Source organism: Pseudomonas sp. NFACC02 (assembly GCF_900110765.1).
Taxonomy (GTDB): Bacteria; Pseudomonadota; Gammaproteobacteria; order Pseudomonadales; family Pseudomonadaceae; genus Aquipseudomonas.
This window is the reverse complement of record NZ_FOEO01000026.1, coordinates 42,467-57,252: the sequence shown is the minus strand read 5'-3', so window position 1 is coordinate 57,252 and position 14,786 is coordinate 42,467. Positions and strand designations below refer to the sequence as shown.

15 protein-coding genes are annotated in these 14,786 nt (G+C 58.8%); 2 read left to right on the top strand and 13 right to left on the bottom strand.

Going from position 1 to position 14,786, the window contains the following annotated elements:
* Positions 1-100: 100 nt before the first annotated feature.
* The gene (gene fdxA, locus BMY73_RS19295) at positions 101-424 is read left to right on the top strand and encodes a ferredoxin FdxA (protein WP_092409080.1); all 324 of its coding nucleotides are present in this window, start codon (positions 101-103) and stop codon (positions 422-424) included.
* Between the two features lie 582 nt (positions 425-1,006).
* Here fdxA and rpoS read toward each other — a convergent pair.
* The 8 genes from rpoS to BMY73_RS19255 all read right to left on the bottom strand — a co-directional run bounded on the left by rpoS (position 1,007) and on the right by BMY73_RS19255 (position 8,290).
* On the bottom strand, positions 1,007-2,011 hold the full coding sequence (gene rpoS, locus BMY73_RS19290; RefSeq protein WP_062383054.1) for an RNA polymerase sigma factor RpoS: 1,005 nt from the start codon (positions 2,009-2,011) through the stop codon (positions 1,007-1,009).
* Between the two features lie 104 nt (positions 2,012-2,115).
* Entirely contained in the window at positions 2,116-3,033 is a 918-nt protein-coding gene (locus BMY73_RS19285; protein ID WP_092409078.1) for a peptidoglycan DD-metalloendopeptidase family protein, read from the bottom strand.
* Between the two features lie 191 nt (positions 3,034-3,224).
* Positions 3,225-3,860, bottom strand: a complete 636-nt coding sequence (locus tag BMY73_RS19280; RefSeq protein ID WP_175500216.1) for a protein-L-isoaspartate(D-aspartate) O-methyltransferase — start codon at positions 3,858-3,860, stop codon at positions 3,225-3,227.
* Positions 3,861-3,901: 41 nt separating this feature from the next.
* Positions 3,902-4,651 (bottom strand): 5'/3'-nucleotidase SurE, encoded by a 750-nt coding sequence (gene surE / locus BMY73_RS19275; protein WP_062383062.1) that lies wholly within the window; start codon positions 4,649-4,651, stop codon positions 3,902-3,904.
* Positions 4,639-5,697 carry a tRNA pseudouridine(13) synthase TruD gene (truD, locus tag BMY73_RS19270; RefSeq protein ID WP_092409076.1) on the bottom strand — a complete coding sequence of 353 codons (1,059 nt, stop codon included), beginning with the start codon at positions 5,695-5,697 and terminating at the stop codon, positions 4,639-4,641. Before truD ends, surE begins: the two co-directional genes overlap by 13 nt.
* A complete protein-coding gene (gene ispF, locus BMY73_RS19265) occupies positions 5,694-6,167 on the bottom strand; it encodes a 2-C-methyl-D-erythritol 2,4-cyclodiphosphate synthase (protein WP_092409074.1) in 474 nt (157 codons plus the stop codon). The genes truD and ispF overlap by 4 nt, the downstream gene beginning before the upstream one ends.
* A gap of 66 nt (positions 6,168-6,233) precedes the next feature.
* Positions 6,234-7,079 carry an S-formylglutathione hydrolase gene (gene fghA / locus BMY73_RS19260; RefSeq protein ID WP_092409072.1) on the bottom strand — a complete coding sequence of 282 codons (846 nt, stop codon included), beginning with the start codon at positions 7,077-7,079 and terminating at the stop codon, positions 6,234-6,236.
* A 95-nt stretch (positions 7,080-7,174) separates the two neighbouring features.
* On the bottom strand, positions 7,175-8,290 hold the full coding sequence (locus tag BMY73_RS19255) for an S-(hydroxymethyl)glutathione dehydrogenase/class III alcohol dehydrogenase (protein ID WP_062383076.1): 1,116 nt from the start codon (positions 8,288-8,290) through the stop codon (positions 7,175-7,177).
* A gap of 103 nt (positions 8,291-8,393) precedes the next feature.
* Here BMY73_RS19255 and BMY73_RS19250 point away from each other — a divergent pair, with 103 nt between their 5' ends.
* Positions 8,394-9,290 (top strand): LysR substrate-binding domain-containing protein, encoded by an 897-nt coding sequence (locus BMY73_RS19250; protein ID WP_092409070.1) that lies wholly within the window; start codon positions 8,394-8,396, stop codon positions 9,288-9,290.
* A 128-nt stretch (positions 9,291-9,418) separates the two neighbouring features.
* Here BMY73_RS19250 and ispD read toward each other — a convergent pair whose 3' ends face one another.
* The 5 genes from ispD to BMY73_RS19225 form a co-directional block, all read right to left on the bottom strand.
* A complete protein-coding gene (gene ispD, locus BMY73_RS19245) occupies positions 9,419-10,129 on the bottom strand; it encodes a 2-C-methyl-D-erythritol 4-phosphate cytidylyltransferase (RefSeq protein WP_092409068.1) in 711 nt (236 codons plus the stop codon).
* Between the two features lie 10 nt (positions 10,130-10,139).
* Entirely contained in the window at positions 10,140-10,418 is a 279-nt protein-coding gene (gene ftsB / locus BMY73_RS19240) for a cell division protein FtsB (protein ID WP_062383086.1), read from the bottom strand.
* 157 nt (positions 10,419-10,575) lie between these two features.
* Positions 10,576-11,862, bottom strand: coding sequence for a phosphopyruvate hydratase (gene eno, locus BMY73_RS19235; protein WP_062383088.1), 1,287 nt, complete (start codon positions 11,860-11,862; stop codon positions 10,576-10,578).
* 168 nt (positions 11,863-12,030) lie between these two features.
* On the bottom strand, positions 12,031-12,876 hold the full coding sequence (gene kdsA, locus BMY73_RS19230) for a 3-deoxy-8-phosphooctulonate synthase (protein ID WP_092409066.1): 846 nt from the start codon (positions 12,874-12,876) through the stop codon (positions 12,031-12,033).
* A gap of 15 nt (positions 12,877-12,891) precedes the next feature.
* Positions 12,892-14,523, bottom strand: coding sequence for a CTP synthase (locus tag BMY73_RS19225; RefSeq protein WP_092409064.1), 1,632 nt, complete (start codon positions 14,521-14,523; stop codon positions 12,892-12,894).
* Between the last annotated feature and the right edge of the window lie 263 nt (positions 14,524-14,786).

Genomic DNA, 14,786 nt, shown 5'->3' with positions numbered 1-14,786 from the left:
GAGACGAGCTGACTGCGTTCTGAATGGCCCGGGAAACACCCCGACCCAGCAACCCTGCCGTGAAGGGCTCTGCTGCCGCCGCCTGAGGAGAGAATTAGAAATGACCTTCGTCGTCACCGACAACTGCATCAAGTGCAAGTACACCGACTGTGTAGAAGTCTGTCCGGTGGACTGCTTCTACGAAGGCCCGAACTTCCTGGTGATTCACCCGGATGAGTGCATCGACTGCGCACTGTGCGAGCCTGAATGCCCGGCTACCGCGATCTTCTCGGAAGACGAGATCCCGGCAGGCATGGAAAATTTCATCGAGCTGAATGCCGAGCTGGCAGAGATCTGGCCAAACATCACCGAGCGCAAAGAAGCGCTGCCGGATGCTGAAGAGTGGGATGGCAAGACGGGCAAGATCGCCGACCTGGAACGTTAAGCCAAAGGCGGACATCTGCAAAAGGCCCTTCGGGGCCTTTTTGCATTGTCGGAAACGATACGCTGATGGGGTCACTTTTCAGCAGACGAAAAAAGGGGCGGTTTGACCCGCCCACATTTTTTCCGTAATCCCTTTAATCCTTTTCATCATCCTGATGAATCGCATCCTGCGATGTCCTTGCGGCTGTCTTCCTTGACCGCCTGTGCCTGTCCCTTGGCACAGTTCTGATCTTAGTGATTTCAGCAGACAGAGCAACACCCCTGAGTTTTCAAAACACTACATGAAGGGATGAGCGAAAAAAGATAAGTGCCTTTTAAATCAACGAGTTAATTTATTTCATTCGCGCCATGGCGCGTTATGCCCTGTGCATTTGGCTAATAACTGACAACTTATGTACGAAAGGTCTTACAACGAGCGTTATATCCCCTGACGAGCGCCATACATATCAGGAACGATCTGATTGCGCTGAGCTCGCCATTTATTCGTAAAAGCCATAAGAATCGGCGACATTAAAAAGCCCCGACACGTCGGGGCTTTAGTTGATACCAATCTGCCATCTAACAGGGCAGTCAAAGAGCGCCGTTATTGGAATAACGACTCACTTGAAAGGCCGTTCTTCTCCAGGATTTCTCGAAGACGCTTGAGGCCTTCGACCTGAATCTGCCGCACTCGCTCGCGCGTCAGACCAATCTCCAACCCTACATCCTCCAGCGTGCTGCTTTCGTGCCCACGCAGACCGAAGCGACGCACCACCACCTCACGTTGCTTGTCGGTCAGCTCAGAGAGCCACTGATCGATGCTCTGCGACAAGTCGTCGTCCTGCAGCAGCTCACACGGGTCCGTGGGGCGATCGTCCGTCAGCGTGTCGAGAAGGGTCTTGTCGGAATCAGGGCCCAGAGAAACATCCACCGAAGACACCCGCTCGTTGAGACCCAGCATGCGCTTGACCTCGGCGACCGGCTTCTCCAGCAGGTTGGCAATTTCTTCCGGGGAAGGTTCATGATCGAGCTTTTGGGTGAGCTCGCGTGCGGCGCGCAGGTAGACGTTGAGTTCTTTAACCACATGAATGGGCAGGCGGATGGTCCGCGTCTGGTTCATGATCGCGCGTTCGATGGTCTGACGAATCCACCATGTCGCGTAGGTAGAAAAGCGGAAACCGCGCTCCGGATCGAATTTCTCGACCGCTCGAATGAGGCCCAGGTTGCCCTCCTCGATCAGGTCCAGCAATGACAGACCACGATTGACATAACGTCGGGCGATTTTCACCACCAGGCGCAGATTGCTCTCAATCATGCGTTTACGTCCGGCCGGATCACCGCTCTGCGACAAACGCGCAAAGTGGACCTCTTCTTCCGGGGACAGTAGAGGAGAAAAGCCGATTTCGTTGAGGTAGAGCTGCGTGGCATCCAGTGCCCGCGTGTAATCGATGTACTTGTGCTGCTTGAGTGCTGTGGAGTTTTTGGCCTTCGCACGAATAGAAGGTGTAGCTGGCTTCTCATCCGTTGCAGAATCCAGGACGATCGCGTGCTCCATAAGGAGAACTTCGTCGTCTATGTCAAACTCCGGCACTTCTTTGTTGAGAGCCATTGTTATAGTCCTTTGGTGAGTTCGACCTCAAGCCCCCGTGGCGCCTTCTTCCTTGGCAACACTTGAGCCTGTCCCCTCTACGGCAGGAACAGGCTGGTAACCGATCAACGACGTGGCAAAAATTCCAGCGGATCAACAGGTTTACCCTGACGGCGAATCTCAAAATGCAGTTTCACCCGGTCAGTACCCGTGGAACCCATCTCGGCAATTGTCTGCCCAGCCTTGACCTGTTGCCCCTCCCGAACCAACAGCCTACGGTTATGACCGTAAGCACTGACGTAGGTATCGCTGTGTTTGATGATGACTAACTCGCCGTAGCCCCTTAAACCACTCCCGGCGTAGACCACTGAACCATCAGACGCGGCTAAAACAGGCTGTCCCAAATCTCCGGCGATATCAATTCCTTTATTCAAACTACCGTTTGAAGAAAATTTACTGATCAAAACACCGCTGGTTGGCCATCCCCAACCGCTGGCTGATCGGGCACCGGTCACGACGGGCGTGTTGACCGGCGTTGCTGTCGGGGCGGTGGCAGACGCGGTCGTACCGCCTGAAGTGGCGCCGACAGGTCGCGTGATAACGGTGGTTTTAAGCGATCCCGAGGCCGAACCGGAGTTGGTCGTCGTGCTCTGGGTACCGCCACCGGCGGCCGTCCGAGGAACAACGACAGGTGCAGTTGCCACGGCAGTGGACGATGAATTTGAACGCCCATCGAAGCGAATCGCCTGACCGACGTGGATCGTGTAGGGCTCAGGGATATTGTTCCGGGCCGCCAGCGCCTTCCAGTCCCAGCCGTAACGGAAGGCGATCGAAAACAGGGTGTCGCCCCGCTTGACCACATACTGGCCGGTGGTCACCGGCTGGCGGGTGGGTGCTGAGGACTTGCCGTTGCGATCAACGACGCGCACGCCGCCCGACGGTGCGCTGGAGCAGCCAACCAGAAGGACACTCAGGGCAATGCCAATCACCAGACGTGGAAAGCTTGTTGAAGACATACGCTGCCGAATGACTGTGAGACTCACCCGCCACTCCCTTTACTGGTGACTGAATTGAAGCTGTCCATTGTGTCGAGATGATGACGGACAGCCATGAAAAAACCGGTTACAAAAATATACACGGCGACATTTAGCAGAACGGTAAGACCCTCATCGCAAATCGCCAGCCTGTAGACAGGCGGCGCCTCACGGAATTCATTGCAGTTGTGAAACAGTGGTTACGCCAGGGGCCCATTGAGCAACGGCACGAACCGCACCGCCCCAAGCACGTGACGTGAGAAGCCATGTTCTTCCCGAATAATCAGCATCAACTGCTGGACTTCACCCGCCCCGACCGGAATCACCAGACGGCCGCCGGGTGCCAGTTGGTCAAGCAACGCCTGGGGTACGTCAGTCGCAACTGCCGTGACAATGATGCCGTTGTAAGGAGCCAGGGCCGGCCAGCCCTCCCAGCCGTCTCCCCAGCGAAACACCATGTTGCGCAGGTTGAGTTCCAACAGGCGTTCCTTGGCGCGATCCTGAAGCACCTTGATCCGCTCGACCGAGAACACCCGCTCCACCAGCTGCGCCAGCACGGCCGTCTGATAACCCGAGCCGGTGCCGATCTCCAGTACTTTGTCCAGCGGGCCCGCCGCCAACAGCAACTCGCTCATGCGAGCGACCATGTAGGGCTGGGAAATGGTCTGGTTATTGCCAATCGGCAGCGCGGTGTCTTCGTACGCTCGATGGGCCAGTGCCTCGTCGACGAACAGGTGTCGAGGCGTCTTGCGAATGACGTCCAGCACCTGTGTGTTGCTGATACCTTCCTCGTACAACCGCTGAATCAACCGCTCACGCGTGCGCTGGGAGGTCATGCCCACGCCACGACGTAAAAGATCATCTTGCTCACGCGACATCAGGCCATTCCCTCCAGCCATGCGTTCAGGCTGTTGAAACCGTCCTGATAGGTCCTATCCAGCTGCAACGGCGTAATTGACACGTACCCCTGCATCACGGCGTGGAAGTCCGTGCCCGGACCGCCGTCCTCAGCATTGCCGGCCGCGGCAATCCAGTACCCGGCCTTGCCACGCGGATCGACCACACGGACCGGCGCCGCAGCGCGCGTCCGGTGCCCGAGGCGGGTCAACTGGATGCCGCGTATGTGTTCCAGCGGCAAATTCGGAATATTCACATTCAATACGGTACGCGGTGGAAGATCGAGTTGCTCGTGCGCCTCGACCAGGAGCCGGGCGAAATGCGCGGCGGTTGCCAGGTTATCGACCTGACGCGACAAAAATGAAAACGCGAACGACGGGCGTTGCAGAAAACGCCCTTCCAGCGCGGCTGCGACGGTGCCGGAATACAGTACGTCATCCCCCAGATTGGCGCCCAGGTTGATACCGGAAACCACCATATCGGGCTCTTGCTCCAGCAGACCGTTCAACCCCAGGTGGACGCAATCGGTGGGCGTGCCGTTAAGACTGATAAAGCCGTTGTCGAGCAGATGAGGGTGCAATGGCCGGTCAAGGGTCAAGGAACTGCTGGCACCACTCTTGTCTTGATCGGGAGCGATGACCGTGCACTCGGCATAACCCGTCAGCGCTCCGTGGAGCGCAACGAGTCCGGGTGCCGAGACCCCATCATCATTTGAAATCAGAATACGCATGAGCTGTCCGTCTGTCCCGCAGGCGCCAGATCGACGAGTTCGCGCACCAATGCGGTGGCGAAGCATCCGGCCGGCAGGACGAATTCCAGTTGCAGAATGTCAGGCTCGGGATAATGCCACGTCAACCGCCCGATGGGCAGTCGCAGGATGCGACGTTCGTGTTCCATTCCCGCTTTTATCAACCAGTTACAGAGCGACGACTCGCTTTGAGCGACCTTGTTCTCGAGCACTGCCGTGGCCCCGCCCGCAGGCGAATCGCCCTCGCCCCACTGCGGGCCGGTGGGGTGCAGATCGAGAATCGCCAGACGCGGGTCACTGCACTCGGCCTCGCCCGCCGGGAAAAAGCTGCGGCTGTCGGTGAATGCCAGCAAATCGCCCACTTGTGCCTTGTTCCAGGTGCCATTGGCAACGCGCTCGGCCAACACAAGATTGAACAGATAGCTGCGCGCGGTGGAAAGCAGGCGCGAACGGACATTGCGCTGTTCTGGCAATGCCTGTCGTTCAGCGTAATGCCTCGCTTCGCCAAGGTTACCGCCCTGGTGACCGAAGCGCTGAGCGCCAAAATAATTGGGAATGCCGCTGAGCTTGATCGCTTCCAGGCGCGCATCCAGCTCAGCCTTTTTCGCCTGCAACTGCGTCAGACGCAGCGTAAAGCCGTTGGCGGCATGCGCGCCGCGCTGCAGTTTGCGCTTATGGCGCTTGCTGTCGAGAATCCTGAGGGTGTCGTCCTCAGCCGTCGACATCTGCGGATCGGCCTTGCCGGGCAGTTGAATGCTGAACCACTGCCGGGTCAGTGCCTGACGGTCCTTCAAACCGGCATAGCTGACCGTGCGCAATGGAACGCCAGCCGCCCTGGCCAGACGTCGGGCCGCTTCTTCGGTGTTCAAACCACGCTTCTCAACCCACAGCCAGAGATGCTCACCGTCGCCAGACAGCGGAATGTCCAGCACCTCATCCACCTGGAAGTCGTCAGCCGTCGCTTTAAGCACTGCGGTGCCCAATGCGTCGCCGTAGGCCCTCGGGCCCAGAAGTTCGAATTCGGTCATGCGGCAATCAACAGCGCAACGGCGTGAACCGCGATGCCTTCTTCACGGCCGGTAAAGCCGAGCTTCTCGGTGGTGGTCGCTTTGACGTTGACCTGATCGAGGTCCACTTGCAGGTCTTCGGCAATTAGCGCGCGCATCGTGTCGATGTGCGGTGCCATTTTAGGGGCCTGGGCAACAATCGTGGCGTCGACGTTGCCGACTTTCCAGCCTTTGGCCTGCACCTGTTTCAGCACATGGCGCAGCAGGACGCGGCTGTCCGCCCCCTTGAATTGCGGGTCGGTGTCAGGAAAGTGCTTGCCGATGTCGCCCAGCGCGGCTGCGCCCAGCAAGGCGTCGCTCAGGGCGTGCAGCAGGACATCGCCATCGGAATGAGCGAGCAGCCCAAACCTGTGCGCGATACGCACCCCACCCAAGGTAATGAAGTCGCCCTCAGTGAAACGGTGCACATCGTAGCCGTGGCCAATACGCATAAAAAAACGCCCTGAAAAAGTCAGGGCGTGATTCTACCTACTTTGTCGGACATTAGGGCCACGTCGTCACGCCGCCAATGCCACGGCGTGATGGCGTAGATGGTCTTCGATGAAGCTTGCGATGAAGTAATAGCTATGGTCATAGCCGGGCTGCATGCGCAACTCCAGTGGATGCCCCACGGCTTTCGCCGCTTGCACCAGTGACTCAGGCTTGAGTTGGCTGGCAAGGAAATCGTCCCGATCCCCTTGATCGACCAGCAGCGGCAGACGTTCCCTGGCGTCGGCGATCAGCACGCTGGCATCCCATTCGCGCCAGCGTGAGCGGTCTTCGCCCAGATAGCGGGAGAACGCTTTCTGGCCCCATGGACAGTCCATCGGGTTGGTGATCGGCGAAAACGCAGAAACCGACTTGTAACGTCCCGGGTTGCGCAACGCACAGACCAGGGCTCCGTGCCCGCCCATCGAGTGGCCACTGATACTGCGTTTTTCAGACGCAGGGAAGTGTGCCTCGATCAACGCCGGAAGCTCGCTCACCACGTAATCGTACATGCGGTAATGACGAGCCCAGGGCTGTTGCGTGGCGTTGAGGTAGAAGCCGGCGCCCAGACCGAAATCATAGGCATTGTCCGGGTCGTCCGGCACGTCAGCGCCACGCGGGCTGGTGTCAGGCGCAACGATGATCAGCCCGAGTTCGGCCGCAATACGTTGCGCGCCGGCTTTCTGCATGAAGTTTTCGTCGGTACAGGTCAGGCCCGAGAGCCAGTAAACCACGGGAAGCTTGCCGCCCTGCTCTACCTGGGGCGGCAGATAAACGGCGAATACCATGTCGCAGCCCAGCACGTCGGAATGATGTTTATAGCGTTTATGCCAGCCGCCGAAGCTCTTCTGGCACGAGAGATTTTCCAGATTCATGGTCGTGAACTCCCAACTGCAAGCTGCAAGCCTAAAGCTGCAAGAGGACGCGGCGCTCTTGCTTGCAGCTTACGGCTTGCCGCTTGGGGCGGCTTTTAGAAGTGAATGACCGAACGGATGCTTTTACCTTCGTGCATCAGGTCGAACGCTTCGTTGATTTTGTCCAGGCCCATGGTGTGGGTGATGAAGGTGTCCAGCGGGATCTCGCCCGTCTGCGACTTCTCGACGTAGCTTGGCAGTTCGGTACGGCCCTTGACGCCACCGAACGCCGACCCGCGCCAGACGCGACCGGTCACCAGCTGGAAGGGACGCGTCGCGATTTCCTGACCCGACGGTGCGACGCCGATGATGACGGACTCGCCCCAGCCCTTGTGGCAGCATTCCAGAGCAGCGCGCATCAATTGCACATTACCAATGCACTCGAAGCTGTAATCGACGCCACCATCGGTCAATTCGACGATCACGTCCTGGATCGGCTTGTCGCCGTAGTCTTTTGGATTGATGAAATCAGTGGCGCCCAGTTCACGTGCAACGTCGAACTTCGCCGGGTTGATGTCGATGGCAATAATGCGGGAGGCCTTGGCCATCTTCGCACCGATGATTGCCGCCAGCCCGATGCCACCCAGACCAAAGATGGCGACCGTGGCGCCCTCTTCTACCTTGGCCGTGTTCAACACGGCGCCGATGCCGGTGGTGACACCACAACCCAACAGGCAGACCTTTTCCAGCGGGGCTTCTTTAGGGATTTTGGCCAGGGAAATTTCCGGGACCACCGTGTATTCGGAGAACGTCGAGCAGCCCATGTAGTGATAGACCGGCTCGCCGTTGTAGCTGAAGCGCGTGGTGCCGTCCGGCATCAGGCCTTTGCCCTGAGTGGCGCGGACTTTCTGGCAGAGGTTGGTCTTGCCGGATTTGCAGAATTTGCACTCACGGCACTCGGCGGTGTACAGCGGGATCACGTGGTCGCCAACGGCGAGCGAGGTCACGCCTTCACCGACGGCTTCAACGATCCCGCCGCCTTCATGGCCCAGAATGCACGGGAATACACCTTCGGAGTCAGCGCCGGACAGGGTGTAGGCATCGGTATGGCAAACACCCGACGCCACGGTGCGGATGAGCACTTCACCCGCCTTCGGCGCCTCGACGTCCACCTCGACGATTTGCAGCGGTTGGTTGGGCGCGAAAGCAACGGCAGCACGTGACTTGATCATCATGATCTCCAGCGAAGTGAAAACGAGTCTGGAGTGTAAAGCAGTGCGGTTTGATTAATAATCCGTGCGAAAGCAAAACATTAATGCTGTACAGGGATAATCGATGTACACCAATCGCTGGGAAGGGCTGGATGAATTTGTCGCCGTGGCGGAATGCGGTCAGTTCACGGCTGCCGCTGAGCGGCTGGGTGTTTCCTCGTCGCACATCAGCCGACAGATCGCTCGTCTGGAAGAACGCCTGCAGACTCGCTTGCTGTACCGAAGCACACGCAAGGTAGCACTCACCGAAGCAGGCCAGACGTTTTTGCATCATTGCCAGCGTTTGCAGGATGGCCGCGAAGAAGCGTTGCGCGCGGTGGGTGACCTGACCAGCGAGCCCAAAGGCCTGCTGCGCATGACCTGCGCGGTCGCCTACGGCGAGCGGTTCATAGCGCCACTGGTGACGCGTTTCATGGATGAATACCCGCAGCTGCGTGTCGACATCGAATTGACCAACAACACGCTGGATCTGGTGCATGAAGGCATGGATTTGGCGATACGCCTTGGCCGTTTGCAGGAATCCAGGCTGGTCGCCACGCGCCTGGCCCCTCGGCGCATGTACCTGTGTGCATCGCCTTCTTACCTGGAGCGGTATGGCCGACCGCACAGCGTGTCGGAGTTGAGCCGCCATAACTGCCTGATCGGCAGCTCCGACAGTTGGTTGCTGCAACAGAACGGAAAGGAGTTTTCACAACGCGTTCACGGAAACTGGCGCTGTAACAGTGGACAGGCGGTGCTGGATGCCGCGCTATTGGGCGTGGGGCTATGTCAGTTGCCGGACTACTACGTGCTTGAGCACCTTAAAAGCGGCGCACTGGTGTCGCTGCTCGACGCCCACCAGCCGCCGAATACCGCGGTATGGGCGCTTTACCCACAACAGAGGCACTTGTCGCCGAAGGTCAGGAAACTGGTGGATTATCTGAAAGCGGGGTTGGCGTTGCGGCCGGAATACCGGCAGTAAAGCGGTACATTGTAGGAGCGCGCTTGCCCGCGATGACGTAGGCAAGCTCAACAGTTGCGGTAGCTGACACACCGCAATCGCGCGCAAGCGCGCTCCTACAATGGAACTATGGACGGGTCAGCGCTGCTTCAGCGATTGAACTCGCCTCGCCGCTGGCGCAGCCACTCCAGGTCTTCCGGGCGGGTGACCTTGATGTTGTCCGCCCGGCCCTCGATCAGGCGTGGCGACTGGCCCGCCCATTCGATAGCCGACGCTTCGTCGGTGATCGAGACGTTCGACACCAGACTGTCCGCCAGCGCCCGGTGCAACGCCCCGAGACGAAACATCTGTGGCGTGTAGGCTTGCCAGATCAAGCTGCGGTCTACGGTTTCCGTGACCCGGCCATTGGCGTCCGCGCGCTTGAGGGTGTCTTTGGCAGGCACTGCCAGCAAGCCGCCAACGGGATCGTCTTTCAGCTCACTGAGCAGGTTATCCAGGTCAGAACGCATGAGGTTCGGCCGCGCGGCATCGTGTACCAGCACCCAGTCATTGTCGTCCGCGCCACTGGCATGCAGATGGAGCAATGCGTTGAGGACCGAGTCCGCGCGCTCCTTGCCGCCCGCCACCTGCTGGATTCGCGAATCCAGGGCGCATGGCAAGGTCGGCCAATAAGGATCGTCCACAGCCAGACTGATCACCAGTCCCTTGAGTCGGGGATGATCGAGGAAACAAAGCAGGCTGTGTTCAAGAATGGTGAGTCCGCCCAGTTGCAGGTACTGCTTGGGACGGTCTGCCGCCATACGGGCACCGACACCCGCTGCGGGAATCACTGCCCAGAAGGCAGGAAGGGATTGAGTCATTACGCCAGGGTCACTGTGCCAACTGATAAAGGGTTTCGCCGTCCTTGACCATGCCCAACTCATGACGGGCACGCTCTTCAACGGTTTCCAGACCTTTCTTCAGCTCCATCACTTCCGCGTCCAGCACACGGTTACGCTCGAGCAACGCGTCATTTTCGGCATGCTGATCGGCGATCTGCTGGGTCAGACTGGCCACCTGAGCGAGACTGCCGTTACCCACCCACAGGCGGTATTGCAGGCCAGCGAGCAGCAAGAGCAGAACGAGGAACAACCAGTTAGGACTGCGCATTGTGAATATCTGTTACCCGGTGGAGAAAGACAGCAAAACCGACCATATCAAATGACCAAGAGCCCGGTGGTCACCGGGCTCTTGGGTCAGGGCGTCAGGATAAATCGCATTTAGCGAAAAACCCTACCGCGCCTGCTGCCTTTTTACCATCTTGCAATCAGCCGCGAAACTCACCGCGACCACGATAAACCGCTTTGGCACCCAATTGCTCTTCGATACGCAGCAGTTGGTTGTACTTGGCGATGCGGTCGGAACGGCTCAGAGAACCGGTCTTGATCTGACCTGCCGCGGTGCCCACTGCCAGATCGGCAATGGTCGAATCCTCGGTTTCACCCGAGCGGTGGGAGATCACTGCTGTGTATCCGGCTGCCTTGGCCATCTGGATGGCTTCCAGGGTTTCGGTCAGGGTACCGATCTGGTTGAACTTGATCAGGATCGAGTTACCGATTTTCTTCTCGATGCCTTCTTTCAGGATCTTGGTATTGGTCACGAACAAGTCGTCGCCCACCAGCTGGATCTTGTCGCCGATCTTGTCGGTCAGGACTTTCCAGCCATCCCAGTCGGACTCGTCGAGGCCGTCTTCGATGGAGATGATCGGGTGCTTGCTGACCAGATCGGCCAGGTAGTCGGCGAAACCGGCAGAGTCGTACTCGCCTTCTTCACTCAGCGTGTACTTGCCGTTCTTGTAGAACTCGCTGGCCGCGCAGTCCAGGGCCAGGGTCACGTCAGTGCCCAGCTTGTAACCGGCGTTGGCCACTGCTTCGGCGATCGCGTCGAGTGCGTCGGCGTTGGAGTTCAGGTTCGGTGCAAAACCGCCTTCGTCACCCACGGCAGTGTTCAGGCCACGGGCCTTCAGAACCGCTTTCAGGTGATGGAAAATCTCGGTGCCCCAGCGCAGGCCTTCGGAGAAGGTCTTGGCGCCAACTGGCTGAATCATGAATTCCTGGATGTCGATGTTGTTATCGGCATGCTCGCCACCGTTGATGATGTTCATCATCGGGACCGGCATCGAGTAAACACCTGGCGTGCCGTTCAGGTTGGCGATGTGCGCGTACAACGGCAGGTCCTGATCCTGCGCTGCAGCCTTGGCAGCCGCCAGGGACACCGCCAGGATGGCGTTCGCACCCAGGCTGGCTTTGTTTTCGGTGCCATCGAGCTTGATCATCGCCTGATCCAGTGCTTTCTGGTCAACCGGATCCTTGCCCAGCAGCAGGTCGCGGATCGGGCCATTGATGTTGGCCACGGCCTTCAGAACGCCCTTGCCCATGTAACGGCCCTTGTCGCCATCACGCAGCTCAAGCGCTTCACGCGAGCCGGTGGAAGCACCGGACGGCGCACATGCACTGCCGATGATGCCGTTGTCGAGGAGCACATCTGCTTCCACGGTGGGATTGCCACGGGAGTCGAGAACTTCACGACCTTTGATGTCGACGATTTTTGCCATTGTTGTTAACACTCCAAGATTGACGAAAACGACGCAGCTGGGAAAACGACTGCCATCTTCAGGCACTAGACAGCGGGCAGGCCCAAGACGACAAAAAATCCCGACCCGTTGGTCGGGAAAGAAACGAGCGGCACTGTACCGGAGGCGTCAGTGCCGGAGAAGCGGGTTTTACGCCGTTTCGATTGTCGGGAAGCTCTTCACCAGATCATCGAGCGCCTTGAGCTGGGTCAGGAATGGCTCCAGCTTGTTCAGTCGCAGCGCGCAAGGACCGTCGCATTTGGCGTTATCCGGGTCCGGATGCGCCTCGAGGAACAGGCCCGCCAGACCCTGGCTGATACCCGCCTTGGCCAGGTCGGTGACCTGGGCACGACGACCGCCAGCAGAGTCGGAGCGACCGCCAGGCATCTGCAGCGCATGGGTCACGTCGAAAAACACCGGGTATTCGAACGCTTTCATGATGCCGAAACCGAGCATGTCCACCACGAGGTTGTTGTAGCCGAAGCTCGAACCACGCTCACAGAGAATCAACTGATCGTTCCCGGCCTCTTCGCACTTGTTCAGGATGTGTTTCATTTCCTGTGGGGCGAGGAACTGGGCTTTCTTGATATTGATCACGGCACCGGTTTTGGCCATCGCCACCACCAGATCGGTCTGCCGCGACAGGAAAGCCGGCAACTGGATGATGTCGCAGACTTCGGCAACGGTCGCCGCCTGATGCGGCTCATGCACATCGGTGATCACCGGCACGTTAAAGGTACGCTTGATCTCTTCGAAGATCCGCATGCCCGCTTCCAGACCCGGGCCGCGATAAGAGGTCACCGAGGAACGGTTGGCTTTGTCGAAGCTGGCCTTGAACACGTAAGGAATGCCGAGCTTTTCGGTCACCCGTACGTATTCTTCGCAGACCTGCATGGCCATGTCCCGTGATTCCAGAACATTCATGCCACCGAACAAGACCATCGGCTTGTCGTTGGCAATGTCGATGGAACCGACGCGGATGATTTTCTGTGCCATGTAATGAATTCCCTATCAGGCGTTTTTCTGGTGCTGGGCGAGTGCAGCCTTCACAAAGCCGCTGAACAGCGGATGACCGTCGCGCGGAGTCGAGGTGAACTCAGGGTGGAACTGGCAGGCCACGAACCACGGATGGTCCCTGGACTCGACCACTTCGACCAACGCGCCATCACCGGAACGACCGGACACTTTCAGACCGGCGTCGATCAGTTGCGGCAGCAGCTTGTTGTTCACTTCGTAGCGATGGCGATGGCGCTCGACGATCACATCGTTGGCGTAGCAATCATGCACCAGCGAACCCGGCTCCAGCTGGCACTCCTGAGCACCCAGACGCATGGTGCCGCCCAGATCGGACGCTTCGGTGCGGGTTTCAACGGCGCCGGTGGCGTCTTCCCACTCGGTGATCAGGCCGACCACAGGGTGCGGGCTGGCGCGGTCGAACTCGGTGGAGTTGGCGTCTTTCCAGCCCAGCACATTACGCGCGAACTCGATGACGGCCACCTGCATGCCCAGGCAGATGCCCAGGTAAGGCACTTTGTTTTCGCGGGCGAACTGGACGGCCGTGATCTTGCCTTCCACGCCACGCAGACCGAAGCCGCCTGGAACCAGGATCGCGTCCACGCCTTCCAGCAGGCCGGTGCCCTGATTCTCGATGTCTTCGGAGTCGATGTAACGCAGGTTGACCTTGGTGCGGTTGGTGATGCCGGCGTGACTCATCGCTTCGATCAGCGACTTGTAGGCGTCCAGCAGCTCCATGTACTTACCGACCATGGCAATGGTGACTTCATGCTCAGGGTTTAGCTTGGCGTCAACGACCTTGTCCCACTCGGACAGGTCGGCACCCGCACACTGCAAACCGAAGCGCTCCACGACGAAATCGTCCAGCCCCTGCGAATGCAGGATGCCCGGAATCTTGTAGATGGTGTCGGCGTCTTCCAGCGCGATCACCGCGCGCTCTTCGACGTTGGTGAACTGGGCGATCTTGCGGCGCGACGAGACGTCGATCGCGTGATCGGAACGGCAGATCAGCACGTCAGGCTGCAGACCGATGGAGCGCAGTTCCTTGACCGAGTGCTGAGTCGGTTTGGTCTTGGTTTCACCGGCCGTGGCGATATACGGAACGAGGGTGAGGTGCATCAGCATGGCGCGCTTGGCGCCCACTTCGAAACGCAACTGGCGGATGGCTTCCAGGAACGGTTGCGACTCGATGTCACCGACCGTGCCGCCGATTTCCACCAGGGCAACGTCGGCATCGCCGGCACCCTTGATGATGCGACGTTTGATTTCGTCGGTGATGTGCGGAATCACCTGAATGGTGGCGCCCAGATAATCACCACGGCGCTCTTTGCGCAGGACGTGTTCGTACACACGGCCAGTGGTGAAGTTATTGTTCTGGGTCATGGTGGTGCGAATGAAACGCTCGTAGTGACCCAGGTCCAGGTCGGTCTCGGCGCCGTCGTGCGTGACGAACACCTCACCATGCTGGAACGGGCTCATGGTGCCGGGGTCGACGTTGATGTAGGGGTCCAGCTTGAGCATGGTGACCTTAAGTCCCCTCGCCTCCAGGATGGCCGCCAATGAAGCCGAGGCAATGCCTTTCCCCAATGAAGAAACAACACCGCCCGTGACGAAGATGTAGCGCGTCATGAAAAACCCTAGAAGTCTGCGTTAAAGCGGTCAGAGCCGCCGGGGAAAGCGAAGGAAGGCCGAAGCCCCCGATGACCTGCCAGTCTCACGATGCAGTTCTGAAATAGCCGCGCTGAAAATGACTGGTCGAAATCGGACCTGTCCATTGCTCGCCACATTTTGAGAATCGCCCAGTAATGACTGGCTGGTAATCGGCAACTTGCATCGTTCCGAAAGGATCGACAGAAGCTGTATCAAGAAGGGAGCGTAGTCTACCGGAAACG